This is a genomic window from Frateuria sp., assembly GCF_035943815.1.
Taxonomy (GTDB): domain Bacteria; phylum Pseudomonadota; class Gammaproteobacteria; order Xanthomonadales; family Rhodanobacteraceae; genus Frateuria_A.
The window spans coordinates 445,946-471,282 of sequence record NZ_DASZBU010000015.1 but is presented as its reverse complement, the minus strand read 5'-3'; the positions used below and the strand labels follow the sequence as shown (position 1 = coordinate 471,282).

Sequence of the window (25,337 nt, the reverse complement as noted above, 5' to 3'; positions counted from 1 at the left end):
CATGGACGAAAACACGGCAATTCTTCGTGCGCGACGTTTTTTGCAGGAACATGGCGTCGCCTCGGCGCCGGTGGATGTCATGGCGTTGGCTGCGGCCGAAGGCTTTGAAGTCAAGTTCAAGGACCTCCCCGATGGGGAGGCGGGCAGCACCCTGCTGCGAGGTGGACGGCGCATCATCTTGGTGAATGAGAATGAGCCGCCCATGCGGCAGCGCTTCACCATCCTCCATGAGATTGCTCACCATGTTCTGGTCTTGCCCTCGGTGCATGGCAAGGCCGATGCACCGGTCGATGAAGCGTTCAAAGGCCAATCCAAGCGGCCGCCCGAGGAGGTCGCTTGCGATGTGTTCGCTTCAGAATGCCTGGTGCCTTTAGCCCTGATCAGGCCGCTCACCGAAGACCGATCGTTCGGCGTGGATACGGTTGTGGACCTCGCCAACAGCTTCGAGGCGTCCCAACACTGTGTTGCCTCTCAGTTCGTGAAAGCCTCCGCCGAATGCCTTGCTTTCGTTGTATCTCAGGATGGACGGATCACGCTTGCCTTTCCCTCGAATGCGCTTCGATCCGCGGGTGTTCACATTAACCGAGGTACCGCTGCCCCGCGTGGATCGGCGGCCGAGAGGGTGAGTAAGGACAGCGCCGATGGCGCCGTAACGAAGGCCGAGTTGGAGGGCACGGTCTGGAGTCACGCCGACAGTGCTGCACGTTTTAGCGTTTACGAAGAAGCGTCGTTTTACGCGCCAAAGAAACGCACTTATTCGTTCCTCACATTCGAGGAGTTGGAGGCGCCGCCGCAGACGCAGTGGGCGGGTGCGCATCGTGACCACGAAGAATTGTTGCCTGAGCTAACGGGCGAACTGACGTGGAAGTCGCGGAAGCGCTGAGATCTCACGGGCGTAGACGTCAGGGACATCGGGGCGGTTGTAAATACTCTGCGGACAGCGGCCTGGCCTAGATGGCTGCTTTTGGCGGATCGCAGCCACTGCTGGTTCAATGACGACTCGGCAAGCTGCGACTGGCAGAGATCGACCCACAGCGGACACTAGGTATGTCCGGCCGTGCTACGCAGGCGACCCAAGCCCTCCCAGTGCCGCCGCCACCAACCAGCCCGCCAGGCCGGAGCCGAGCAGGACCCATCCCAGACTTCAGGACAGGAAGCTCGAGGCGCCCCCAACCCCAGGTGTGTAAGGCCGCTAGTTGGCTGATTTTTTCAGCGCAATCGCCGAGGTGGCTGGCTCAGAAGCCAGGACGGCGCAGCATCGCGCGTGCGCTTTGTCACCACAAAACGCCTCTCGGCCGAGCGCCAGAGCATGGCGTTAATGTCCGCCGGGGTGTACCGGTTCAGCGCGGCGATCGGGCTGTTGCCGCGCGATCCGACCAATACGACTCTAGGCGACATCGGTAGCAGCACTACACGCCTTCGTTCCAGGCGCGCCACCGAGTCAGGCAGGATGGCATCATCTGCGCCCATCGCCACCGGCGTCCACCGCACGCCCGCGAAACGTCTCACATGCTGGAAGAACTCCCTGTTCATAGCCATGGCGACGATGGTGCGCGCTATCCCTTGGCTACCCACGCCACCCGCGGACACGTAGGGCGCTCGCGAGCCGAGATTCTCCAACTCGATCTCCTCGAGCCGTTCTTGGGAGAGCGGTTCGGACATGCCCCCCAGGATCGAGGGCTCGTCGGGCCGAGGCCGCTGGGCCACTGAGTGACGCACGATCAGCATGGCGAAGTATGCGGAGATATGGTCGTGCTGTTCGATCGGCAGCCCTTTCTCGACCCGATCGACCTGGTTTTGGTAATTGCGTTCGTTAGAACCGAGTAAGTCCACCTCCGTCTGCTGGTCCCAGAGACGCTGGACCGTGAAGGCATTGTCCAGGTCGGGCGTGGACCATACCCCAACTTTGCGATCAAAGACATTCAGCAGCTGATTCGTGCCCAGCCATTCCCGGAGATGCGCAATCGGTATCACGTGTTGGTTGGTCGTAATCCTATTGGGATTGCTCACCTTGCGGCCCTGGTCGTACTTGATGGCGGGCTTTTCGTGAGGGCTGTGATTTCTTTTGTAGTTCATGATTCGTCGCTGGTAAATGTGACCAGCGCCTCACCATACCAAATCGTCAACACGTTCAACGGCGGTCGCTCTCCAACTTCTGCCAGCTCCATGCCGGGCTTCCACCCATCATCGAGCTCCACATACGACAAATGCGTCGAGTCCGATGTGCCCCAAAGTCTCATGCACGTCCGGCCCGATTCCCGCAGGACCCCACTAGGTCTATTTCTTCTGCTTCAGCTTCCACGCGCCAAGTTCTAACGAATTCTCCAGAACTAGCTGGTGCGATGGTGGATCTGTGGCATCGAGCTCGTCGATGAGCCAGTGAGGCTCCGATGCGCCCAGCACCATACGGTAGACAGCACGACGTCGCTCCAGGCGGACTCGCACCGCCGACTCCCGACTGCCGGCACAGTGCAAGTACAGCTGCGTCGCCGAAGCGCCTGCCGTGCACCACCATGGCGACATGCCGCCCGACTCATCGCCGACCTTGGCCTCTTTCTCGGCCTGGACCGCCATGGCCGCCCACGGGCTGCCTTTTGCCTCGTTCACGACGGCCATGTCGACCGCCTTGGCGAGCGCTCTTCGAATGGCCAGGCCGGCATAGCGATTTACCCGTCCTTCGCGCTGCTCCAGCTCGACGGGGCCAGGTGCCGGGTCCCAGTGCGCGACCGTCTTGCACCACGGATGGAAGTCGAGCCCTTCTTGGCCGACGGAGGTGGTGGTCAGCACCATGGGCCAGAACGGAGTGTTGAAGGCATGCCGCACGACGTCGGGTCGAGGCGCCTCATCCTTGCCTTCGTCTTTGGCTTGATGCAGGGGCAGCGCGACATTGCAGCGAACGCGGGACCTGTTCTTTGCAGCCTTGGCCGATTCGTGCAGAACCGTCCGTCCACCGGACAAGGCCAGAGCGGCCTGTAACTCCAGCAGCCGCTTGGGCCAAGATTGCGAGTTCGTCGCGGTCACGAACCAGAAGTGCTCATCCAGAACGTTCTCCAGATTGCCTTCGACAACCGCGGCGTGCAGCGCGTCCGAGAAGTCCTTGTGATATCGCTTGGACCGCTGCAGCGTTGCTGCGAACCACGGCCGGTCTAGGTAGCGGCGCAAGCCGCTGATGGCCAGCCGCTGCAGCAGCTCTCGCGGCGTGCGCGGCTCCACCTTCTCCTTGCATTTGCCTTTCTCAGCCTTGGGCTTCTGGTCCCAGTCGAGGGGCATCTCACCATCGCGCCAATGCCTCATGACCGCCCGAGCAAGAACCACGGCGGGCGAGCTCAGGGATAAGTCGACCAATGCGTGGAGTTCGGTTCTCGTAATCTCGGCCATCCTGTCTTTCGGCACGCGAGCCAGGAAGGCGTCGAACGCAGCGCCAACGACGCTTGGCGTGGATTTGTCTCCCTCTTCCCCCACGACTGCATCGACCCATGCCTGTCTCGCCGCTCTTGGCTTGCCCGCTTGATGCGCCGCAAGATGAACTAGCCAGGCCTCGATCGGAACCGGCCTACGCTTTGAAGACGGTTTGTAGACCACGCCGCGCTCGCGTAGCGCCTTCTTGATCTGGACCAAAAGCGTACTGCGAGCGACGCCCACCGAACCTGGCACACCCTCGTTTAGGGGATCAAGCCCTACCAGGAACTCGGACACGAAGAAGAGACGGAACATCCCGGGACTGGCTCCACCACTCTTGAATGTCGGCTTCGCGCCAGCTCGGTACTTCGGCTTCGCGCGGACACCCTTATGGCCGTACAGGCGTGCCTCGACGCTGTAGCTGACAATGGCCGACACGGCGCCAGGCACGGCGGCAAAGCGGCTGAAGACCAGCGCCTTGCCGTCGATCAGGCTGTCGCCATTACTCGCGCTCCAAATACCTGCCAGCGGCCACCAGAGTTTGGACGGTCGCACCCAGGGCGCCTTGAGCCGCTCTGGCGGTAATGCCTGAAGAAGACCTCGCGCCTTCGGATTGGTCCATTCCGGCAGCCGCCAGCTGTTCAAGCCCTTGGATGTCAGTTCCGACGGCGGCAACTTCTCGCGCCCAGCTTTCCAGTATTGGTAGCGATTGCCCAGCGTCTGGGCGGCCAGCGGCACGGAGTGCCACAGGGGCACTGCCCAGTGGGCGTAGGCCTTGCCACGCTCCCACTCCGCAAATGAGCGAAACGAACGGATGTCTGCCGGCGTGAGCGGGATCGGCGGAGGCTCGCCGTGAAGCTCTGCATCTGAGACCACCGGGCGCTCGGTGCGGCACATGACGTTGCTCAGGTTGGTCACCAGATCTGCGAGCGCATCCTTGGCCGTCGCGGAGTCCGGCGCACCGCGGCGGATCTCGGACTCCCGCGCGCTGAAGGCCTCACGGATCGCATGCATCGCAGCCCCGCGCTGCACCCTCGTTCTATTGCCCAGCAGGAACTCCAGCAGGCGGAAGAAGTCGTTGTCCGTTGCTGGGTTCTCAGGCTTGCTGCCCTCGACATGGCGGACCTTCTTGGCGTTAACTGCGGGGCGCAACGCCTCATAGGGCGTTGCCGACAGCAGTAACAGCCGCCCGGTTCCCTTGGCGGTCAGGATGTTGCGGATGCTTGCCTCGGCGCTGTCGCGCGCGGTGGCGGTATCGGTCATGAGGTCTCGGAATCGCTGGAACTCGTCGAAGATGACGAGGCCAGGCTCGAGCTCTCCCAGCGCCGCCACTGCCAAACTGTTGCGGCACCAGCCGGTGACATCGAGCCGCATGCTAGCCGCGTTGACATCGACGATGGCTTTGAGCGCGAGATGACTCTCGACCGGATCCCTCGCCTTCATGCATCCGCGCATCGCGGTGCAGAACCGATCAAAGAATCTGGCGAACGACCCATTGACAGGTTGAATCTTGTTCTCTACCTGATTCTTGTAGCCCTTGAGCAGGGTTTCGAAGTTGCCCGCGCCCCAAGAGAGAGTGTTCCGCAGCCAGGGAAGATCGAAGCCAGCCTCATGCTCCAACAGCGCACAGGCGAAGGCACGCTCCTGAACCCGCCCCTTGTGGCGACGCTTGTCGCCCGAGAAGGCCGTCCCGGGTGTCAGCGAGTAGATGCACAGACGCTCATGTGACGGCGCGTCGGTCAGCGGCAGCAGGCCGGGGCGATCCGCAGACGCCCGTGCGCTCCGTCGCTCTTCATACGGCAGATCACCCAAGAGCTGATCGACATTTTGGCCAGCGATTGGCTGGTTCGCACACACGTACAGGACGGTTAGCTTCTTCTTCTCGGACAGCCTTGACAGCACCTGTCTCGCCACCAACGTCTTGCCCAGACCAGGCTCGTCGGCCACGAGGAATCGGCGCGTGCCGCTTCCTTTGAATGCGCGCATGACCGCCTCGACCGTGGCGACCTGAAACGGCTTCGGTTTCATGGCTTGATCAGCTCTTGTTCGATGGCATCCCAACTTGTCAGGAAGGCTTTCAACTGCTGGATAGCCTTCTCCTCCTTCTTGGACGTCGCCTCGCACTTGCGCGCAATCTCGACAATTCGCTGCGTCTCGCTCAGCGACTCCTTGTCGCGCACCCAGCTGCTCAGCACCGCTTCAATGCCCAGCAGCGGGATGGTCTGAACTGATGCGCCAGCCGTATGCGGCTTGTTCCACGGCCGCCGGCTTCCACCGCCGTTGCCTCCGGCCGTCAGGCTGTCGTTGAGCAGCGAGATCACGCCATCGATACCTAGGTAGGCATGGAGCAATGGCACATCACGAGCGTCCCTGGACAGGCTCGGGACGAAGGGGACGTGCTGCAGCCACTCTGAGCTCAGGCCTCCCATCACGAGTTCCATGCGCAAGAGATCGCCGTTGTCATGGGCGGGGGCATCAGGAAGATTCAGGCTCGTGACGCCGGCGTCCCACGGCAGCAGTGCGTCGCCGATGCGCCCGACTCGAAGACAAGCGCCCGTAGGCATGTGCAGCGGCGACTGAAGGGTCACGACTGCGACGCAGCCCTGCAGCGCCTGAGTGGCAACGAAGTCGACGACCAATGCGTTGCGGGCGTCGTCGAACTCCCTTTGCAGGCGCAGTTCGTCGTCGGGGGTGGCTTCCTCTTCTCCGAGCTCGTATTCGGAGCAGAAGTCGTCGAAGGCTTTAAGGCCGCTCCTCAGTTGCTTGCTGTAGTCACCGCCAGGCAGCGCCACCGAGACGATTGCCAGCACTTCAGCGTTCTCCTTCCATCCACGCTTCGTGAGGTTCGTGCTTCCCAGCCTCAGCTCCCCGCGCTTGGGCGTTTCGATCCAAACGAACTTCGCGTGCAGCCCGCGGCTTTCGGCGGCATCTGCGCCGGCGTCTGCCCCTTCACTGGCGGGCTCGTCGATTTCCTCGGGCGGATCGTCCTGGCTCGACTCGGGGAGCGACCGCAGGTTGTATCGGGCGAGGGCAGGCCGATGCTTCTTCGCTATCTCCGACAGGCACGCCATCGTGGAGATCAGCCGGGGTTTCTTCAACGGGTCTGTGGGCGGCGGCAGAAGCCTCAGGAGGTTGCTAACGCCCCACTCATCGAGGAATGGCGAGACAGCCAAGACGCTGCGCGCGTTTGCAGGCACCGGTTCCAGGTCACGCTTCAAGCCTCCATGCGTGAACAGCGCCAGCTTGTCGATTCGCAAGCCCGCAGGGACTTGCCACCGGACCGTGCCCAGTTCCTGGAGGGCCTCCAGCCATTGGGCTTCAACGCCGGCCTGTTGAGCGAGCCGCCGGGTGATCGATTCGACGTCGGCCAGTTCATCGCCTTTGCGGTCAACTTCGCCCGTGAGCGAGAGCGCCATATCCCACGACTCATCCATCGTGAAATTCCGGCTGCCGATCCACAGGCGCCAGATCGGCTTGGCTTGCGCGCTGTAGCGATTCACGCAACGCACGACGCACACCTTGGGATGCCATGACGCTTTGCGCTCGTCGTACTTCACAGGCACGACGAACCTGTCGAGCATGTTCAGGATCGGGCTTGCGCTCCTCGGACCGATAATGCGGCCATGCTGCACGAGAAAGTGCACCCGGTCCTTCAACCTCTCCAGCGCGCGTGCGAGCGCGAGGTCTGAGGAACCTTTGCCTTCAGCCGTGCCTTGGCGAACCATCGCCGCCAGCATCGCGACAAAAACAGCGCACTGACCGGAGTAGGCCGAGCAAAGCGCGCGGTCGACGATGTAGCCGGTGGGAGGCGTCAGGACATCCAACAGCGACGACGTGGGAAGGTGCCTGGCCTGTTTATCGTCTTCGTCGTTTGCCATCGATGCTTAGTCAGGGCTGCTCATGTAGGTCCCGGATAAGGCGGCTCACGCTGGGCCAGCGGAAATGGAGCCGGCCTGCTGTGCTGGCACGCTCGCCGGATCGCGCCCACCGTCGCAGCTGCTGGCTGGCGCCGGCTTTGCCGCCGAGACGTGCTCTGCCCTGTTTACGGTCGCGCTCCAGGTCTGCGTAGAGCTTTCTGACGGGAGCCTTCGGCAGCGCTGCAGACGTCGTGAGCCAAGCCTGCGTGGCTTCGAGAAGCGCGTACAGCTTGTTGTGCTCCAGCCCCAACCGTTGCGAGACCAGTTTCTCAAGGTCGGCTTTCATCGCTTCGGCGCCCCAAGCGATGCGGCACTTGTTAAGGTGTTCGCGATGCACTCGGCTGGCGAGGTACTTCTTGTCGGCACAGGCCTGCTCGACGAAGGCGAGATATACCGCCCGGACGATGCCGCCCAGCGCGGAGATGTGGCGGGCCAGGTCGATGAGATCCTCATCCTCTTTCGGAACGCAGGCGCAGACGGCGGCGTCATCCCACAGTTCGGTTTTCTCCAACGGCCTCACCGTATTGCGGGCCAGCGCCGCCAGAAATGATTCGCGCGGCGTCTCGTCTTCCAAGGTCGGCGCCTTGATCGATCTCAGACGGTTGCGGAGGTATTGCCTTTCATGGGCCAGCAGCTTGAAGGTCACACCCTTGGGATCTTCAAGCAGCGCAGGAGGCTGCGGAGGCAGGTCTTGAAAGTAGGTGGGCCCGGCGGACAAGGACTGCCCATCGAGATCGACCGCAGACCTGGTCTTGCGCTCCGATCCCAATTCATCGAGGACGGACTCGCGCGGGGGAGCTGCGTGCCTATGGTCGCGTCCGAGGACGCCCCATGTGGTCAGCGCTGACCAGTATGAGAACGAGGCCGGCTGGGCAGCAGGCTTGCCTTTCTCGTACACGCGCGATCCGATGATGCCGGTGTCGTCCTCACTGGCCGCATTGTTGGTCAGCCCAAGCTTGAGCCTTCCGGTCAGCTCGAACTCCAGCTGCTCCAGCTTCTTGACCGGGTTGGCAGCTTTGGCTGCGGTCTGCATCAGCCAAGGCACGAACAACGCGTACCTCAGGCGGGTGTGCAATACCGACGTGCCGGGAAACAGCCGGTCAGCGAATGCCTGGTGGATGGAGAGCAACCCCAGCTCGTCGACGACGCCGCGCTGCCGATCATTCAGCAGCGCCTCGGCCATAGCGACCTCTGCCCGGGAGATCAGAACCCAACCGATGGCAGGCTGCTTGGCCTTGGGTGCCGACGGTCGAGCTCGTGCATCGGAGTGTTTGGATGAAACCGGGACCACAAAGCGCCTCCCAACAGCTTGTCAACTCTCTCTAGCTTAGAACCGAGGTGCCCAGTGTCCGTTAAATTCTCGATGCGGTCGTTTCTCAGCAGGCGTGTGAGTGACGACTCCCAGCCTGAAGCTGTTTATCGGAGGCGCACTGCAGCTGCCCGCTCTTGGCCGATAGCTGTCATGAGCGCTGACGCGGCGCCAATTGAAGTCCGTCGAGTACCGCTTGGACCTGCTCCGCGCAAGCATGGCGAGATCACACTGCATCAGGCATCAGGCGGGTGACGGACTTCAGATCGCCGCGGTCTTTATGAGCTTGCGCGCGGCTTCCGCAAACAACTTCGCGCGAATTTGGATGAAGTCAGCGTAGTTCATCGAACCGTCCATCGCGGCGACCGGAAGCAATGACGAAGCAGCAATCGAGGACCGAAGCGCGGCGTCAATTTTGGGCATGTAATCTGCGGGTGACGAGTCGCTGATCGCGCGATTGTCGGCCTGATTGAGGAAGCAGACGTTGGCGATGATATTGGATTCGTTGAACTTAATACCCTGAGAGTTCAGAAATGCCTTCGGATAGACATGGTGGAACTCGCGCGCGTTGTACGCGGACATGGCCGAGCCCAGATCCACCAAACTGTTGGAAAAGAAGCTGCGTGGAGCGTGCTGCGCGAGTAGACAAATAGTGGCCTTAGCGGCGGTCGAATTGATCCGCCACGTCTTCATAAAGAAACTGGGGTCAATCTCAGCATCGACCGCGTCGAACACCGGTTCGCTGTCAGCCAGGTTGTGCATCGCCCTGATATCTTCCATCACAGCGACATTGGTGCCCGCCTTGTAGCGCTGTGTGAAGGCAACAAACCAGAACCAGCGCTTAAGCCCCGTTAGGTGCGCCGCGTTCGGCTTCAGCACTAGGGAAAAGAATTTCACAAGCGGAACGAACATGATCGGGAAGGGGATGAATACCACGTTCTTGATCTGTAGTTCCTTCTCCAGAAAATCCACGGTGGCGTAGATTGCCTGCTTTAAGCGCAGCATGCCATCGATCAGGTTCTTTGGCGGCGTGTCGACCAACGCATCGGCTTCGATGCTGTTAAGCACCACAGCCGCGAGGCTGCGCATGACCAACCCCTCATCAAGTTGGTCGTACCCCTTGTCCGCGAGCTTGTCGAGAACCCCCTCGATTTCCTTTCTGAGATCAAACTGATCCGACCACGTCCATGCCGCGAGCAGTTCGAGAGTGCTGAGGCTCGTACCTGACGAGTTGATGCGCTGGAATACGCGACAGACCTCTTGGTTGGTACGGTCCCTGATGGTAACGACCGGGAACTCGTAGTCCTTGAAGCGCTCGGTGAGGTTCGCAATCACCGTCTTCATGCCGTCGTCGAAGCGCGTCATCTCGGGAAGGAGCTTCGTCGTGTCAAGGATTACACGAAGGTTGATCGATGTTTTCGGATCAGCTTCAGCGTAGTGGATGAACTCCTCGGTGGAAGGCACAAAACACACGCTGAACCGGTCGGCCAGTTCCGGGGCAGATGTCTTGGCGTCGGAGTTGAATACGCCGTAGAGGGTGGTTAGACGCTGCTGGCCGTCGAGGACATAGTTGACCGGGTAGTCCTCCGGCGTCGTCGGTAACTCGAAGCCCCCTACGTTGCGCTCATGCTTGAGCGCCTCCTTGGTGGACCAAAGTAGCAGCGAACCAACCGGGAAACCGCGGTAAATCGAGTCGAGCAGGCTCATGATCTGCTCGTCATCCCAGACATACTCGCGCTGGAAGACGGGAATTTTGATGTTCCCCTTCGCCACGTCCGTGAGCAGCGACGAGAGTCGTGGGTTTGACGGCGTGATCTTGTGAGCTCCCGACACGAGTACCCCTGTTTACGAGTTGTTGATCCGCAGAGCTTAGCGGAAAGCTTCTTCTAGCCAACGCAGGGTACGCCGCCTGCTCTTGGAGTGATGGCCGCTCGCCCTGACAACGGGCATCTACGTCTTTAGTAGGAACATCCGCAAACAGCTTTGGACAGCCAACCACATGATTCTGCTTCCAGGCCGCTTGTGGCCGGAGGCGGACGTAGTGAAGCCATGCGTGCGCAACGATCTATTGTCGTTCTATATATGAAAGGACACCGCGGAGATCGATCGTAGAGACATGGTGCTGGCCCTCCTCGGCTTTTCCTCGTCGATCGAGGTGGATAGCATGCAGGCCGGCGACAGTCGCACCCTCGTAGTCGCAACGCCACGTATCGCCGATCATGAGCACTTCACAGGGAAGAAGGTTTAGACGTCGGCAGAGTTCGGCATAGAAACCGGCATCCGGTTTCACGAACCCCACCTTGAAAGACATGCATGAGACGTCCAATAGGTAGCCTAGCTTGTCCTCAATCGGACGAGCGTAGGGCAGGGCGAGGTTTGATGCGACGGCAGTGCGTAGGCCAAGCCTCTTGAGTTCTTCCAGAACCTCTTTTGTTTCTGGATAGGGTTCGGTGGATGCGAGTTCTGCCTGCAGGTCTGCCTGGAGGGTGTCCATCTCGCTAGCGCCGAGGGTCAAGCCGCAGAGTTGGGCCATCGCGTCTAGGTCGATCGCTTCGCACATGGGTGATCTCGCCAGCGGCCGCGTTGCAGCTTTCGCCAGCCTGGCGTATGGGCGTCGCTTGTCGTGTATCTCGACGAGTGTGCCGAAAGCGTCGAATGCGACCGCCTTGATCTGATACTGCATCCTTGTTCCTTGTTGGAGGGTTCCAGGCGCGACCAGGTTGCGACAGCAAGCCAAGCCTAACTATCCGCGATTACCGGTCTGGCACGTCTTCCGGTTTCAGATGGGTGTAGCGCTTGAGCGTGGCCCAAGATTCGTGCAAGGTGAACTGAGCCACTTCTTGAATGCTGTGCCCGCGTTCGAACAAGCGCGACGTCGCCTCGTGACGCAAATCGTGGAACCGCAGATCCTTGATCCCGAGCAGTTTGCAGGCGCGCGTGAAGGCTGCGCCGATTGACTTGGGGTTGTACGGGAAAACGAGGTCGTTATCCGCAGGCTGGCGATGAATGATTTCCCAGGCTGCGGGCGGCATGCGGAAGCTGCGGCGGTTGCCGATTTTCTGCCGCGGGTGCTTCACATCGTCGAGCCACGCGATGCCTTTTTCCGGCACAAGATCATGGCGACGTAGGCGTGTGATCTCCTCCTGCCGCCGTGCGGACGCGAGGGCGAATTGCATTATGTCGGCCATAGGGATGTCGGCGCGCCCGTCGCGGGCCCGGAAATGCTCCAGCAGCTTCTCCTCCTCGGCGGTGCTGACGCGTCGATCGCGCTGCTTCGATTTCTGGATCACCTTGCGGCTGCGGAGCTCATGGCGGGCGTCGTCGAGCTTCGTGAGGTCCACAGGGATACTGAGTGCGGATCGTGCCGACTTCAGTATCTGGCCGATCCAGATGAAGTCGTTTCCCACGGTGGCTGGGCCTGCTCCTTCGTCCCGTCTTTCGGCGGCGTGTTGCAGGTAGTCCGCGACCGAGAGGTTGGCGGCTCTCTTCGCCGCTATGGGGTAGCCACGAAGTCGGTTGAGATCCGCTTCCTTTGTTCTGCCCCAGTTCGCGGACGCTTTGACTTCGGCGATGTACCAGTCGATGAGTTCTTTCAACGTGTGGCGTACGCCTAATGGTTCGCCACGGGCGCGCTGTTGATCGAGCTCTGACTCGCGCCGTCGCAGCCACTCCGTGGCGAGCGCTTTCTTTCCGAAGGTCTGCGCCTCGGTGTGCACCAAAGCGCCATCGCGCTTGAGCCTGATTTGCGCGGTGTACCCTATTGAGCCGTTGGTTCTACGGCGCTGCACGATAGTGCCCATATGGCGGTGCTACATGGCTGGTTGTGTAGCAATTATCGTAGCACTGTAGCACTCAAAACATCCGAAAATTGCCGGAAATGCCCCAAAACGCAACCGCCCAAGATGTCCAGAACGGTCAGCTCCACGGCCAAGAAATGCTAGATTCGAGCGACTGGCGCCTCTGCGTCGCCCCGATGATGGACTGGACGGATCGGCACTGCCGTTATTTCCACCGCATCCTCTCGGCGCATGCGCGCCTGTATACCGAGATGGTCACCAGCGCCGCGCTGGTGCGTGGCGGGAAGTTGCGCCTGCTCGAACACAGCCAGCAGGAGCATCCGGTGGCGCTGCAGCTGGGCGGCAGCGAGCCGACGGAGCTGGCGAAGGCTGCACGGCTTGGCGCCCAGGCGGGCTACGACGAGATCAATCTCAACGTAGGCTGCCCATCCGATCGCGTGCAGTCCGGCCGCTTCGGCGCCTGCCTGATGCGCGAGCCGGCCCTGGTCGCCGACTGCATCAAGGCCATGCGCGATGCGGTGGACGTGCCGGTGACGGTGAAGTGCCGCATCGGCGTGGACGACCAGGACGACTATGCCGATCTGCAGCATTTCACCGAAAACATGCTTGAGGCGGGCGTCGAGCTAATGGTGGTCCATGCCCGCAAGGCCTGGCTCAAGGGCCTGAGCCCGAAGGAGAACCGCGAGATCCCGCCGCTGGACTACGAGCGCGTCTACCGCCTCAAGCGCGAGTTCCCGCAGCTCGTCGTGGTCATCAACGGCGGCATCACCGCGGTGGAGGCGGCGCGCTCGCACCTGGCGCACGTGGACGGGGTGATGCTGGGGCGCGCCGCCTACCACGATCCCTTCCTGCTCGCGCATCTGGAAGCGGCCCTGTACGACGCTCCGCTGCCCACGCGCGAGGAGGTGCTTGGCCACCTGCGTTCCTACGTCGAAGCCGAGCTCAGGCGCGGCACTGCGTTCAAGCACATCAGCCGGCACCTGCTGGGCCTGTACCAGGGCGAACCCGGAGCGCGCACCTTCCGGCGTGTGCTGAGCGAGGGCGCGCACTTGCCCGGTGCGGGCTGGGGCCTGCTCGAGCGCGCGGCCAGTGGCCGCCGGGAGGCGGCGTGATCACTCGCAGGCCGGCGACGACCGGCCTGCTCGCACGGCATCCGACCAACGGACAGGGCGGCGGGTGTGCGGGCGGCCTCCGTCCGGGGATTGTTCAGGCCCGCTTGCCTAGGCTGGCACCCATTTGGACGTGGGTCGCCACCTTGCCGACGATGTTCTCTCGACTGCTGCTGGCCTGCCTGCCCGCCTTGCTGCTTGCCGCGCCCGTGCATGCACTGGCGCAGGAGAAGGCGTCGCTGACGCTGGAGGAGGCCGTGGCCAAGGTACAACAGGAGACCGGCGGTAAGATATTGTCCGCCGACCCGCGTCGGCTCGGCCGTCGGACCGAGTACCGCATCAAGGTGCTCACCCCGGAAGGGCATGTGCGGGTGATAGCGATTTCGTCCGACGCACCGGCTGCGGGCGCGGGCAAGAACCCGGCCGGCAACGGCGCAGGCAACAAGGAGAAACACTGATGCGCATCCTATTGGTCGAGGACGAGGCGCCCTTGCGCGAGACCCTCGCCGCGCGCCTGAAGCGCGACGGCTTCGCGGTCGACGCCGCGCAGGACGGTGAGGAAGGCATCTACCTGGGTCGCGAGGTGCCGTTCGACCTGGCGATCATCGATCTGGGCTTGCCAAAGATGTCCGGCATGGACCTGGTCAAGGCGCTGCGCGAGGCCGGCCAGCGCTATCCCATCCTGATCCTCACGGCGCGCGGCTCCTGGCAGGACAAGGTCGAGGGCCTGAAGCACGGCGCCGACGACTACCTGGTCAAGCCCTTCCACGTGGAGGAGCTGCTGGCGCGCATCAACGCGCTGGTGCGCCGCGCCAGCGGCTGGTCCAAGCCGGTGCTGGCCTGCGGCCCGATCAAGCTGGACACGACCGCGCAGACGGTCACCGTCGAAGGCAAGCCGGTCGACCTCACCAGCTACGAGTACAAGGTGCTCGAATACCTGATGCTGCATGCGGGCGAACTGGTCTCCAAGGCCGACCTGACCGAGCACATCTACCAGCAGGACTTCGATCGCGATTCCAACGTGCTGGAGGTATTCATCGGCCGCCTGCGGCGCAAGCTGGATCCGGACAGCGCGCTCAAGCCGATCGAGACCGTGCGCGGGCGTGGCTATCGCTTCGCCATTCCCCGCAGCGACGGCGACGACGACTGAGCTCCAACCCATGCTCCAGCGGCGGCCCCTGAACACGCATGTTTTGCGCCGGCCGCCGGGCCTGGGCGGGCGCTGATCCGTGTACGCCCCCCGTCCGTTCTCGCTGGCCGCGCGCGCGGCCATCGCCACCGGCCTGGTGCTGGCTGGGTTCCTGGGGTTGGTGGGCCTGACGCTCTCTCGCGCCAACCACGAGAGCGCGCTCAACAACCTGCACGACCGCCTGCAGAACTACGTGATCGCCTATCTGGCCGGGACCGAGGTCTCGCGCTACGGCAAGGTGCTGCCGCCCGATGCACCGCCCGACCCAAGCTTCTCCCAGCCCGGTTCCGGGCTGTATGCGGTTGTGCTTGGGGAGAAGGGCTATCGCTGGGTATCGTCCTCGGCGATCGGCCGCGATTTCGGTTTCCTCAAGGAGCTGGCGCCCGGGCAGAGCCGCTTCATCGGCCCGGTCGACACGCGCATGGGTCGGCTCTACTACTACGCCTTCGGCGTGGCCTGGGACGTGCCGGACAAGAAGCCGCTCAAGCTCACCTTCATGGTGGCGCAGACCGAGGGCCAGTTCGAAGGCGAGAACGCGGTCTACCGACGGACCCTGGTCGGCATGCTCTCGATCCTGGGCGTGATGCTGATCGTGCTGCAGCTGTTGCTGCTGCGCTGGAGCCTGACCCCGCTGCGCAGGGTGGCGACCGACATGGCGCGGGTCGAGCGCGGCAAGAGCGACCACCTGGACAGCCAATACCCGCTGGAGCTGACCGCGCTCACCGAGCGCATCAATGCCTTCATCGATTCGGAGCGCGAGCAGCGCACGCGCACCCGCAACACCCTGGCCGACCTCGCGCACAGCCTGAAGACGCCGCTGGCGGTGATCCGCTCGCGGCTGGAGTCGGCCGGCAACGAACCGAACCTGCGCGCCGACGTGCTCGACCAGGTGCGCCGCATGGACGAACTGGTTGCCTACCAGCTCGCCCGCGCCGCCACCTCCGGCCGGCAGACCTTCGCCAGCGCGGTGCCGATCGCAGGCCACGCCGAGGACCTGGTGCGCAGCCTGGAGAAGGTCTACGCCGCCAAGAACGTGCTGTGCGAGTTCGAGATGGACGAGGGCGCGGCCTTCTACGGCGAGCAGGGCGACCTGCTGGAGCTGATGGGCAACCTTTTGGAAAACGCCTTCAAGTGGGCCGGCCACCGCGTATTGCTGGTGGTCAAGGCGCAGCCGCAGGCCGGCCGCCAGCGCCCGGGCCTGTGGCTGAGCGTGGAGGACGACGGCCCCGGCATCGCCGAGGACAAGATCGAGAAGGTGCTGCAGCGCGGCGTGCGCGGCGACGAGCGGGTACAAGGCCATGGCATCGGCCTGTCGATCGTGCAGGACATCGTCAAGGCTTACCGCGGCGAACTGGTGGTCGATCGCTCGCCCGAGTTCGGCGGCGCGCGCTTCAGCGTGAACTTGCCGGCGAGTTGAGGTCGCCTGGGAAGCCCGCTCCCGCAGGGAACGGGTGTTGCCGGTCTACTGGATCGAACCTGGCAGCAGCGATTGCCAGCCCAGGCTGCCGTGATGGCTGGCGCGCTGATGTGGCGTGGAACCGCCGCCGCCACCTTCGCTGCTGTCCGTATTGTCCGCCGCCGGGTCGGGGGGGAGGCAGTCGTGATTGGCGCTGGATGGGTCGTTGCTCGCACTGCCGCCACCCTCGTGGCTGGCCGTATCGAGCGTCGCGTGCGGGGCGATCGGGTCCTGCGTGGTGACGCCCATGGCCGCGGCCGTACCCACGCTGGACAGCGCGAGCAGGCATCCGAACAGGCAGCGATTGAGTCCCATGGCGATCAACCCCTTGATCCACCAGCCAAGGGCCGGATCGTCGCAGAAACGTGAGGGTGTTGCCAGTGCCCGGTCCGGCGCGCTTGGGCCGGGCGGGCGGCTGGACGGAACAGATAGAATCGGCCGATGCGCGCGATCTATTCCATCTCCGCCTGGCTCGACAGCCCCGCCCAGGGAGTTGCCGGCTGATGCAGGCACGACAACTGCTGGCCGCCCTGGCCGCGGGCGAGCCGGTTTCCGGAGCCCAACTGGCCGAACGGGCCGGCGTCACGCGCGCGGCGATCTGGAAGCAGGTCGAGGCGTTGCGCACGCGGGGTGTGCCGGTGGAGGCGCGCGGCGCGGCCGGCTACCGCCTGCCCTGGCCGGTGCAACTGCTGGATGAATCGCGCATCCGCGCGGCCCTGCCGCGCGCCTGTGCGTCCCGGCTGGGCACGCTGGAAGTGCATTGGGAGCTCGACTCCACTTCCAGCGAACTGCAGCGGCGCCTGGGCGAGGCGGCGGACGTGAGCTTCGTACTGGCCGAAACGCAGACCGCCGGTCGTGGCCGCCGCGGCCGCAGCTGGCTGTCGCCGCCGGGGCTCAACCTCTACCTGTCCTGCGTGAAGCGCTTCAATCGCGGTTTCGCAACCCTATCCGGGCTGTCGCTGGCGGTCGGCGTCATGGTGCTGCGCGCGATCGAGTCCTTCGACATCGACGGTGTGGGACTCAAGTGGCCCAACGACCTGCTGGCGGCCGGCGGCAAGCTGGCCGGCGTGCTGGTGGAACTGAGCGGCGAGTACCAGGGGCCGTGCGCCGCGGTCATCGGCGTGGGACTCAACCTGCGTCTGACCGAGGCCTTGCGCGACCAGGCCGGGCAGCCGGCCTGCGACCTGGCCACGCTGGCCGGCGGCCAGCCGCCGGAGCGCAATGCGATGGCAGCGCGATTGATCGCTGCACTGGCCGATGGCCTGCGTGAATTCGAGCGGCACGGCTTCGCGCCCTTCGTCGACGACTACGCCCGCCACGACCTGCTGGCCGGACGCCAGCTCAGGCTCAGCGGAGCGCAGGGCCACTGCGAAGGCGTGGGCGCCGGCGTCGACGCGCGCGGCGCGCTGCAGGTGCGCCTGGCTCTCGACGAGATCCGGTCGTTCGATAGTGCCGACGTCACGGTGCGCCGCGCATGAGGCTGCTGCTGGACCTGGGCAACACGCGGCTGAAGTGGGCGCTGGAAGATGCCGGCCGCTGGTTCGCCGATGGCGCGGCCGCGTGGAGCGAGGACCTCGCGATGCTCGGCGCCACCTGGCAGGCGCTGCCGAAGCCGGCCGCGGCGTTCGGCGCATCGGTGGTCGACGATGCGCGTGAGCAGGCGGTCGCCGCGCAGGTGCGTGCCCTGTTCGGGCTGGACGTCGCCTGGCTGCGCACGCCCGCGCTTGCGTGCGGTGTGCGCAATGCGTACCCCGAGCCGGCACGGCTGGGCGTGGATCGCTTCCTTGCGATGGTCGCCGCACGCGCCGCCGGCTCAGGCGACTGCGTGCTGGTCGGCGTAGGCACGGCGCTGACGCTGGACGCCCTTGCCGCCGACGGCCAGCATCTGGGGGGGCTGATCGCGCCGGGCCCGCGGCTGATGCAGCAGTCGCTGATCGGCGCCACCGCGCAGGTGCGCCCGCGCAACGACGGCGTGCTGGTGGACTCGGCGGACAACACCGCCGACGCGGTGGTATCGGGCTGCTGGCAGGCCGCCGCCGCGCTGGTCGAACGCTTCGTGGCACGCATGGCGCCGCGCCTTGGCGGCACGCCGGCGGTGCGCCTGGATGGCGGCGACGCGGCGGGCCTGGCGCCCCTGCTCGACCTGCCCGCAAGCCTGGTCGAGCACGGCGTGCTGCACGGCCTGGCGGTGTGGGTGCAGACACAATCGGGGGCCGAGTCCGGCCATTAGAATGGCCCCGTCCAACGGGGAGTTTCGATGGTCCTGCGCCTGCTGTTCGTCCTGCTGATCGCGCTCAATATCGCCGTGGGCGCCTGGCTGCTGCTCGGGCAGGACGACGCGCACGGGCGCAGCATCGCCGACCCGGGCGTGCCGGTGCTGCACCTGTTGTCCGAGCAACCCGTGCCGCCCGCCGCGGTGGCCAGCGCTCCGCCACCGCCCGCCTCGGCGCCCGCGGCCACCCACGCGGAGGCCCTGCAGGCCCGCTGCCTGGCGATCGGCCCCTTCGCCACACCGCAGGACCTACGCAATGCACGCGCCGCGCTCACCAGCCCCGGCACGCGCATGCGCTCGCGCCAGGAACACACCACCGAGACGCGTGGCTGGTGGGTCTACCTGCCTGCGCCAGGCAATCGCGCGCAGGCGCTCGCGCTGGCGCGCCGGCTGGACACGGCGCACGTGGGCGACTATTTCGTGATGAGTTCCGGCGACCAGTCCAACGCCATTTCGCTGGGCCTCTTCAAGGACCCGGCCAATGCGCGCAAGCGTCGCGACGAGGTGACCACGGCCGGCTTCGCTGCGCAGATCCAGGAGCGCACCGAGCTGGTGCCGGAGTACTGGCTGGACCTGGTCGTCGCCGATGGTGCGAACTTCGACTGGCGTGGCCGTGTGCGCGGCGTCGGCGTCAGTTCGCACAGCGCCACCTGCTTCTAGCCCGACGCACCCCGCCGGCACGCCTGCTAGACTCCTTGGCCTTCTGCACGCCGGCATAGCTCAGTTGGTAGAGCAACTGATTTGTAATCAGTAGGTCCCCAGTTCGAATCCGGGTGCCGGCACCAGTAAAAACAAAGACCTGCAACGATTCGGGTTTCACTTCGCGAAGTGGCAGGCAACTTTCGGGCAACAATCTGCGTGCACCTCGCGTTTGCCCATCGCCTTGGCGCCCGCCACATTTCACCGGGCTCAAGTAAGAGCGTCGATCAGATGGAGCAGCGTGCTCGTTTTCATAGATGAAAGCGGCGACCCAGGGTTTCGGATCGCTCAAGGTTCCACATCGCACTTCGTGGTCGCCATGGTCATCTTCGATGACACGGCGGTCGCGGAAGCAACATCGAAGCGGATAGCGGCATTGCGCGATGAGCTGCGGGTAAAGCCGGAGTTCAAATTCGCCAAGGCCGGAAACAATGTGCGCGCTCAGTTTTTCCAGGCGGTCGCATCGTTCAGCTTCCGAGTTCGCGCTATCGTCGTCGACAAGGCAGCGGTCCAGAGTCCACACCTAAGGACCGCAACAGATAGCTTCTACAACTACTTTCTGCGGATGCTCCTCACCCACGATGGAGGAGCCACCCAAGGCGCGTCAGTCAAAGTGGACGGCAGTGGCGACGCCGAATTCAGAAAGCAGATGGCCGCCTACCTGCGAGGACAGTTGCGGGAAGGCCAGATAGGGAAGTTTCGCTTTGTAGATTCCCGGTCCGACAGCTTGGTACAACTCGCGGACATGTGCGCAGGGGCAATCCTAAGGGCACACAGGAACGATTTGCGGCGTGAGGACACGTGGCTTTGGATGCTTAGGCGCGCGAAGCGCATCGAGGATGTCTGGAATTTTCGATAGCAAAGAAAAAGGCCCGATTTCTCGGGCCTCTTTCCGCTTCCCATGCCTAGCCAACCGATCGGTTGGCAAGCACACCCTACGGAGACGGTTCGGCGTAGGGAAGCTCGGTAAGGAAATTATGCGTTCACCACGTTTGGGAGTCAACGGGCTTCACGGGGCGCGCCCGTTAGAATCCCTTTCTTCGCCTTCGGCCGAGGTCCCCTCGGAAAGGGATTCTAACGGGCGCGCCGCGTGAAATCGCAACCTACTGAATCGAAAGCACTTTACCCTCCGATAAATACTAGCGCTTGCGTGTCGCTCCCTCGCGCGTGACAGTGCGGAAGCCGGCAGGGGCCGGCATACAAGGGGGAAACCAATGTTCAAGCGTCTGAGCCTCGCGGCTCTGCTTTGCGTTGCTGCGCTCTCGGTCCAAGCACGCGGCCAGTTCACCCAACCGCAACCTTCACAGCAAGCGCCCGCCACCCAAGCCCAACAGCCGCACATGATCGAGAGCGGCAGCTACACGAACCACGCAGGCGTACAGGTGCACAGCCCGGCCCACACGGACAACGGTGCGGCACCCGCCGGGGCCTCCGCTCAGTGCCGTGATGGTTCCTACAGCTTCAGCCAGAGCCGCCGCGGAACGTGCTCCCACCACGGCGGCGTGGCGCGCTGGCTTTGATTGGGGGAACGCAGATGCGCCTAACGATGATGCTGCTTGGGCTGTCGACCGCGGCGGCGTGCTCAGCAAGTGCCGCGACGACGCACGTCGGCGTAAATCCCACGGACGCCCGCACGTTTGTTTCCGCGTGCCGCCTCGCCATAGAAGCGCTAGACGCGAACTATGTCGGCTACACGAACGAAGACCTATTGCTGTCCTTTCAGTGCACGTCATACGTATCGGGAATGGTTGACGGCATGTCTTCCATAAGCGGCGGTGCTTTGCTGGGACCAGAGCACACCAGGCTGTGCTTCCCTGCCACCGCCGCGCCAAATACCGAAGCCGTGATCAGACGCATCGTATCGATGGCGACCGAGCATCCCGAAAATCTAAAGGCGACCCAGGCCGCAAACTACTTGCTGACGGTGGCCGCGATCATGTCCACCTACGGTTGTGGTACTTCGTTGCCGGTTAGGTAACCGTGTGCGCGCTGAGAGGCAAACCCCTACACGCCGCAGCGAACACCGCCGATTGGCCGCTCGCTGCCGCTGCGGCAATCTGGGCATGCCCTGCGAGTCAGGTCCAAGGCGACAAGAGTCAGGCGACAGCCGACGAGGATGTTGGGCGCGGACCGATGACCGGGGCAACCTTTCCCTTCAGGCGTGCGGCAATGAGCGTGGCGTTCTCCATCAAGGAAGACAGCGCGGGCCTGTGGCGCGTCTGCCTTAGTGCCACGGTGACCGAAGGTCTGACGCTCGAGCGCGCGATCAAGGAAGCCGGGAAGTTGGCGCGCCAACACCACGCCCGCACCGGCGTCCTGTGCACGGTGCAGCTAGAAGTGGCCGGCGAGGTTTGCGCGCTTGCGCAGTACGCCCCGCCAGTATGGCGCGGAGGCGAGAGCGCGGCGGCCTGACGCGAAGCATCGGTCAGTCGCTGGGCCCCACGTTCTGGAAACATGACGGCGACGGCGGTGGGGCCTCCCACTGAGGCACGCCCTCCCAGCCCGGCACGGCCTTCGCACGCACTGCCGCATCGAGATCGATCCGCTCCCACATGCGGAGCTCGCGCACGGGCTGAGCACCCACAGCGAGGCCGATCCAGCCCCGTCGCCAAGCCAGCGCTCCAGTCACGCCGTCCAGCGTGCCGGTACCGTAGTAGAGCCAAGGGCTGTTGTCCGCAGGCGGTACCGCGTAGGGTCGCCAGCCGGCCAGCAGGTCGAAAGTAAAGGACTTCGCGCGGTGGACTCGTCGGGCCATGTCGGGGAGGGTAGAGGGGGCGTGTCTCAGGGGTAGGAAATGCCTGACGCCACAACGCGGCGTTGACCCACGCAGTTGCGTGCGTTGCCAGGCATACCCTTTCCGAGGGCGTGATACCGCGCTCTAGAACCGGGGGAACTATGGCCACGTTTATGACCCGCATCGAGCTGCACAACAGTGCGAGCTGGCAAGACTACGACAACCTCCATCGCCAGATGGAGGCGGTGGGCTTCAGCCGGAAAATACTCGGCAACGATGGCGTCTGGTACAAGCTGCCAAGCGCCGAATACAACCTTTCAACCACGCTTACCTACGAACAGGTTAGGGATCTGGCGAAGGGTTGCGCCGACATGATAGCTAAGCCCAACTCAGTCTTGGTTTGCGAGTACACGAACGCAGCTTGGAGCAACCTAGTTCGGGTGTGACAGCCACTACGCGAGCACCTCGCGGCACCACCAGTAGCTAAACGGCCCCGTTGCCTCGCTTTCGAGCCAGTAGCGCGCGTCTAGCTCGGATACCTTGGGCCTGGCCTGCGGGTTGGCGCTGAGCCGCTTCTCCATGCATTGCACGTCATCAAAGGCCCGCAGCACCACCGCGGCCACAATCCGACGCGCGGTGAACCCGTCCAGTTCAAGAGGCCGCACCAGCCCCTCATCGTGGAACAGGGTCATTCGGACGGATGGCCCACGGCGTTGCCGAAGTCTGGCGCGCGTGCCGGCAGGTTCTCCCCGGTATGCCACCAGGTGCCTTGATGCCGCTGCGCCATGCGCTGTTCCACCCGCTGGCTGTAGCCCGGCACCATGTTGTCCATGACGTGCTGGTAGACCAGATGGTTGAACGCGGCCTTGGCGTACCAGATGCGGGTCAACGGCATCGCGTAACTGTGCGCGAAGTTGACCGCCTGCGCGGCCAGCTTGTCGCCGGGGATCGGCTTGGCCTCGCCCGCTTCCGGCTCGATCCCGGCGTTGCCTTCCAGGGTCGTCTGCGCGTTCTTGACCAGGTTCATGCCGTCCTCGATCATCGTGGCGCCCGGCCCGAGGATCTTGGCCAGCGTGCCGTTCTTGTGGTCGCCGCGATCACCGAACAGGAAGTCGCCGTACATGCCGAAGCCGCCACTGGCCATCGCCACCTTGCCGAGCCCCTTCCAGCTCATCAGGTTCTCTGGGTCTTCGCCCAGGATCAGTGCCTTGATCTCCAGCCCGATCGCGCCCAGCAACGCGCTGCCGGCCATGAACTTGGCGCGGTAGGCGGTGGCCGCGCCCCAGTCGCTCAGGCTGTTGGGCACGTCCCACATGTGTGTCTTGGCGATGCCCAGGGGGGTCTGCTTGAGCAACAGCAGCCACGAGGCCATCTCGTGCCCCAGGGTGCCGCGCTTGCTCGGCGCCATGATGCCGCCATAGGACATCTGTGCACGCAGGGACGTGCCCGAGCCGCCACGGGCGCCCACCTTGGTTTCGGACAGCACCGTGGACAGCAACTGCTTGGCCGCGCTGCTGCGCAGGTTGCGCATCTCGCGCCCCAGGTTGGCGTCGTTCATCGTGTCGCCGCGCGCGGACACGTTGCGCTCGGCCATTGGCCGCAGCGCCTCGTCCGGGATACCGTAGATGCCCGCCGGCGTCAGCATGGTGTGGTTGTTGTCCGGGCCGTGCTCCAGCTCGGCCAGCTTCCAGGTGTCCCAGTGGTCCTTGCTGATGCCGTACTGTTCGGCCAGCTTGGCGGTGTACGGGTCCAGATCGCCGAACTCGGTCTTATGTGTGTGCTCGCCCAGCATGTCCATCAGGCTCGCGGACACGCCGTGGGTCATGCCGCGGTCGAACATGCGCAGTCCGCCGGCGACGTGGACGACGTGGTTCAGGAACTTCACCGTGTGGCCGCCCAGTTCCTCGCTGCCGAAGCGGTGCGCCGACGCGTCGATGTGGCTGTTCACGATGCCCAGGCGGTTGATCATCTTGATGTTCGCCTCGGTGGGCTTGACCCCCTCGATGATGTTGCCCAGCACCTTGCGCCGCGCGATGCCGCGCAGCTTCATGTACTCGGTGGCCATCGCCGCATCCGGAGTCGCCGACAACGCGCCGCCCAGCAGCGTCGACTGCGCCACGCCGCGGATCGTCTGCGACACCTTGGCCCACATCGGCATCGTGCCGGGCGCGTCCGGGTGGCGCAGCCCCTTCCACAGGTTCAGGGTCTGGTTCTTCTGCCCTTCCAGCTTCTTGAGCATCGCCTCCTTTTTCTTTGGATCCAGCGCCAGCTTGCCGATCGCCTCGGAGTCGGCAACGAACGCGCGGTTGACCAGCTGCGGGTAGAACGTGTCGGCGTCGCGGCCAAAGCGTTCGGCGGTGGCGATGTCGCGCGCCATGCCGCGGATGTGCTGGGTCAGCAGCGAATACACGTTGTCGGCCTTGCCGTACTTCTCCATCATGAATCGGTACGAATCGGCGTCCTTGTAGTGCAGCTGGCGCGGCGCGTTGTGACTGGCGCCGACACGGCCCCGGCCCGTGGGCGAGGTGTCCATCAGCTTGTTGGCGCCATCGGTGCTCAGGGTTTCGGCACTGGCCGCCACCGACTCGCGGATCTGCGCCTCGGTCATCGGCGAGCCGTCGCGGTTGATGTACTTCGAGCGGTCGATGTGGTTCAGCGCATCGGCCTCGAACTCACCCGGGCGCGCGGCCACCTTCTCCCACGCCACCGGCTGTGGGTGGTGCCAGTCGTCCAGGTGGTGAATCTGGATGCCGGCGTCGTTGGCCTTCTGGTGCAGGGTTTCCATCTCCTGCCGCACCAGCGCGCCAGTCTTGTTGATCTCCGGGTTGCCGGTGTCCTCGCCGCGGATCGCGCGGATCAGGTTGTGCTGCTCGGTGGGGTCCTGCACCATGCCCCAGAACTTGCCCTTGCCGCCGAAGTTGTCCAGGCGGCTCATCGACTCGTTCTGTATAGCCTGAATGTCGGTTTCCAGGGACGTGCCGCGGCCTTCGCCGCGAGCGTCGAACAGCGTGCGCTGGTTGAGCGCGTTCAACTGCCCCTTGCCCTTGCCGACGCCCGGCTCGACGCGGCCCAGGTTGTCGATCTCGCGCGCCTTGATCTCCATGTCGCGCAGTTGCGCGGCGTGGGCGCGGGTGGTGTCCTCCAGGGCCTTGGCCCGGGCCAGCTTGGCCCCTTCCACCAGGCGGCTCTCACGCGACAGCGTGCTCCAGCGGGTGGGGTCCTTGGCCTGCAGCTCCTTCATGGACGAGTAGATGCGCCCCTCGATCGCATCGAGTTCACCCTTGGTCGGCTCCCGGCCCAGGGTCTGCGCTACGGCGGCTGCGCATTCGGGCTTCATGCCGCACCTCCCGAACGCAGGAAGCACGCGGCCGCGGCCTCGTGGGCTAGACAGGCGGCCGTGGTGGCTGAAACAGGGGCGGTTTCCCGCTCCACGCCCAAGTTGATGCCGCAAAAAAG

24 protein-coding genes and 1 tRNA gene are annotated in these 25,337 nt (G+C 64.1%); 14 read left to right on the top strand and 11 right to left on the bottom strand.

Annotation, left to right across the window (positions count from 1 at the left end):
* The first annotated feature begins 1 nt into the window (after position 1).
* Positions 2-883, top strand: a complete 882-nt coding sequence (locus tag VGU65_RS12720) for an ImmA/IrrE family metallo-endopeptidase (protein WP_327476263.1) — start codon at positions 2-4, stop codon at positions 881-883.
* 326 nt (positions 884-1,209) lie between these two features.
* Here the strand turns inward: VGU65_RS12720 and VGU65_RS12715 are convergent, their stop codons facing one another.
* From VGU65_RS12715 to VGU65_RS12685, 7 genes are all read right to left on the bottom strand, one after another.
* The gene (locus tag VGU65_RS12715; RefSeq protein ID WP_327476261.1) at positions 1,210-2,076 is read right to left on the bottom strand and encodes a hypothetical protein; all 867 of its coding nucleotides are present in this window, start codon (positions 2,074-2,076) and stop codon (positions 1,210-1,212) included.
* A gap of 201 nt (positions 2,077-2,277) precedes the next feature.
* Positions 2,278-5,427, bottom strand: a complete 3,150-nt coding sequence (locus VGU65_RS12710; RefSeq protein ID WP_327476259.1) for a hypothetical protein — start codon at positions 5,425-5,427, stop codon at positions 2,278-2,280.
* A complete protein-coding gene (locus VGU65_RS12705) occupies positions 5,424-7,277 on the bottom strand; it encodes a phospholipase D-like domain-containing protein (protein WP_327476257.1) in 1,854 nt (617 codons plus the stop codon). Before VGU65_RS12705 ends, VGU65_RS12710 begins: the two co-directional genes overlap by 4 nt.
* Positions 7,278-7,287: 10 nt before the next feature.
* Entirely contained in the window at positions 7,288-8,607 is a 1,320-nt protein-coding gene (locus VGU65_RS12700; RefSeq protein WP_327476255.1) for a DUF6361 family protein, read from the bottom strand.
* 279 nt (positions 8,608-8,886) lie between these two features.
* Positions 8,887-10,458 carry a GmrSD restriction endonuclease domain-containing protein gene (locus VGU65_RS12695; RefSeq protein ID WP_327476254.1) on the bottom strand — a complete coding sequence of 524 codons (1,572 nt, stop codon included), beginning with the start codon at positions 10,456-10,458 and terminating at the stop codon, positions 8,887-8,889.
* A gap of 232 nt (positions 10,459-10,690) precedes the next feature.
* On the bottom strand, positions 10,691-11,308 hold the full coding sequence (locus VGU65_RS12690; protein ID WP_327476253.1) for an HAD family hydrolase: 618 nt from the start codon (positions 11,306-11,308) through the stop codon (positions 10,691-10,693).
* 70 nt (positions 11,309-11,378) lie between these two features.
* Entirely contained in the window at positions 11,379-12,425 is a 1,047-nt protein-coding gene (locus VGU65_RS12685) for a tyrosine-type recombinase/integrase (protein ID WP_327476251.1), read from the bottom strand.
* Between the two features lie 134 nt (positions 12,426-12,559).
* Between VGU65_RS12685 and dusA the strand changes: the two genes are divergently transcribed.
* The 4 genes from dusA (at position 12,560) to VGU65_RS12665 (ending at position 16,137) form a co-directional block, all read left to right on the top strand.
* Positions 12,560-13,534: a tRNA dihydrouridine(20/20a) synthase DusA gene (gene dusA, locus VGU65_RS12680; RefSeq protein ID WP_327476249.1), complete on the top strand. Its 975-nt coding sequence runs from the start codon at positions 12,560-12,562 to the stop codon at positions 13,532-13,534.
* 152 nt (positions 13,535-13,686) lie between these two features.
* On the top strand, positions 13,687-13,989 hold the full coding sequence (locus VGU65_RS12675; RefSeq protein WP_327476247.1) for a PepSY domain-containing protein: 303 nt from the start codon (positions 13,687-13,689) through the stop codon (positions 13,987-13,989).
* Entirely contained in the window at positions 13,989-14,681 is a 693-nt protein-coding gene (locus tag VGU65_RS12670; RefSeq protein ID WP_327476245.1) for a response regulator transcription factor, read from the top strand. Before VGU65_RS12675 ends, VGU65_RS12670 begins: the two co-directional genes overlap by 1 nt.
* 79 nt (positions 14,682-14,760) lie before the next feature.
* Positions 14,761-16,137 (top strand): ATP-binding protein, encoded by a 1,377-nt coding sequence (locus tag VGU65_RS12665; protein ID WP_327476243.1) that lies wholly within the window; start codon positions 14,761-14,763, stop codon positions 16,135-16,137.
* 45 nt (positions 16,138-16,182) lie between these two features.
* On the opposite strand, the gene VGU65_RS12660 is transcribed toward VGU65_RS12665, so the two are convergent.
* Positions 16,183-16,491 (bottom strand): hypothetical protein, encoded by a 309-nt coding sequence (locus VGU65_RS12660; RefSeq protein ID WP_327476241.1) that lies wholly within the window; start codon positions 16,489-16,491, stop codon positions 16,183-16,185.
* A 188-nt stretch (positions 16,492-16,679) separates the two neighbouring features.
* Here VGU65_RS12660 and VGU65_RS12655 point away from each other — a divergent pair, with 188 nt between their 5' ends.
* The 8 genes from VGU65_RS12655 (at position 16,680) to VGU65_RS12625 (ending at position 21,559) form a co-directional block, all read left to right on the top strand.
* Positions 16,680-17,654, top strand: a complete 975-nt coding sequence (locus VGU65_RS12655; RefSeq protein WP_327476239.1) for a biotin--[acetyl-CoA-carboxylase] ligase — start codon at positions 16,680-16,682, stop codon at positions 17,652-17,654.
* Positions 17,651-18,406, top strand: a complete 756-nt coding sequence (locus VGU65_RS12650) for a type III pantothenate kinase (protein ID WP_327476237.1) — start codon at positions 17,651-17,653, stop codon at positions 18,404-18,406. Before VGU65_RS12655 ends, VGU65_RS12650 begins: the two co-directional genes overlap by 4 nt.
* A 27-nt stretch (positions 18,407-18,433) precedes the next feature.
* Complete coding sequence (locus tag VGU65_RS12645; RefSeq protein WP_327476235.1) at positions 18,434-19,108, top strand: SPOR domain-containing protein; 675 nt, start codon at positions 18,434-18,436, stop codon at positions 19,106-19,108.
* A 49-nt stretch (positions 19,109-19,157) separates the two neighbouring features.
* A tRNA-Thr gene (locus VGU65_RS12640) sits at positions 19,158-19,233 on the top strand.
* Between the two features lie 155 nt (positions 19,234-19,388).
* Complete coding sequence (locus tag VGU65_RS12635; protein WP_327476233.1) at positions 19,389-20,006, top strand: DUF3800 domain-containing protein; 618 nt, start codon at positions 19,389-19,391, stop codon at positions 20,004-20,006.
* Between the two features lie 355 nt (positions 20,007-20,361).
* A complete protein-coding gene (locus tag VGU65_RS15605; RefSeq protein WP_345785974.1) occupies positions 20,362-20,667 on the top strand; it encodes a DUF3761 domain-containing protein in 306 nt (101 codons plus the stop codon).
* Between the two features lie 14 nt (positions 20,668-20,681).
* On the top strand, positions 20,682-21,125 hold the full coding sequence (locus VGU65_RS12630) for a Rap1a family protein (protein WP_327476231.1): 444 nt from the start codon (positions 20,682-20,684) through the stop codon (positions 21,123-21,125).
* 191 nt (positions 21,126-21,316) lie between these two features.
* Positions 21,317-21,559 (top strand): hypothetical protein, encoded by a 243-nt coding sequence (locus VGU65_RS12625; RefSeq protein ID WP_327476229.1) that lies wholly within the window; start codon positions 21,317-21,319, stop codon positions 21,557-21,559.
* Between the two features lie 13 nt (positions 21,560-21,572).
* On the opposite strand, the gene VGU65_RS12620 is transcribed toward VGU65_RS12625, so the two are convergent.
* On the bottom strand, positions 21,573-21,902 hold the full coding sequence (locus tag VGU65_RS12620) for a hypothetical protein (protein WP_327476228.1): 330 nt from the start codon (positions 21,900-21,902) through the stop codon (positions 21,573-21,575).
* 152 nt (positions 21,903-22,054) lie between these two features.
* Between VGU65_RS12620 and VGU65_RS12615 the strand changes: the two genes are divergently transcribed.
* Entirely contained in the window at positions 22,055-22,327 is a 273-nt protein-coding gene (locus tag VGU65_RS12615; RefSeq protein WP_327476226.1) for a hypothetical protein, read from the top strand.
* 6 nt (positions 22,328-22,333) lie between these two features.
* Here the strand turns inward: VGU65_RS12615 and VGU65_RS12610 are convergent, their stop codons facing one another.
* Together VGU65_RS12610 and VGU65_RS12605 are read right to left on the bottom strand one after the other, a co-directional pair.
* On the bottom strand, positions 22,334-22,573 hold the full coding sequence (locus tag VGU65_RS12610) for a hypothetical protein (RefSeq protein WP_327476224.1): 240 nt from the start codon (positions 22,571-22,573) through the stop codon (positions 22,334-22,336).
* Entirely contained in the window at positions 22,570-25,218 is a 2,649-nt protein-coding gene (locus VGU65_RS12605) for a hypothetical protein (protein ID WP_327476222.1), read from the bottom strand. Before VGU65_RS12605 ends, VGU65_RS12610 begins: the two co-directional genes overlap by 4 nt.
* Between the last annotated feature and the right edge of the window lie 119 nt (positions 25,219-25,337).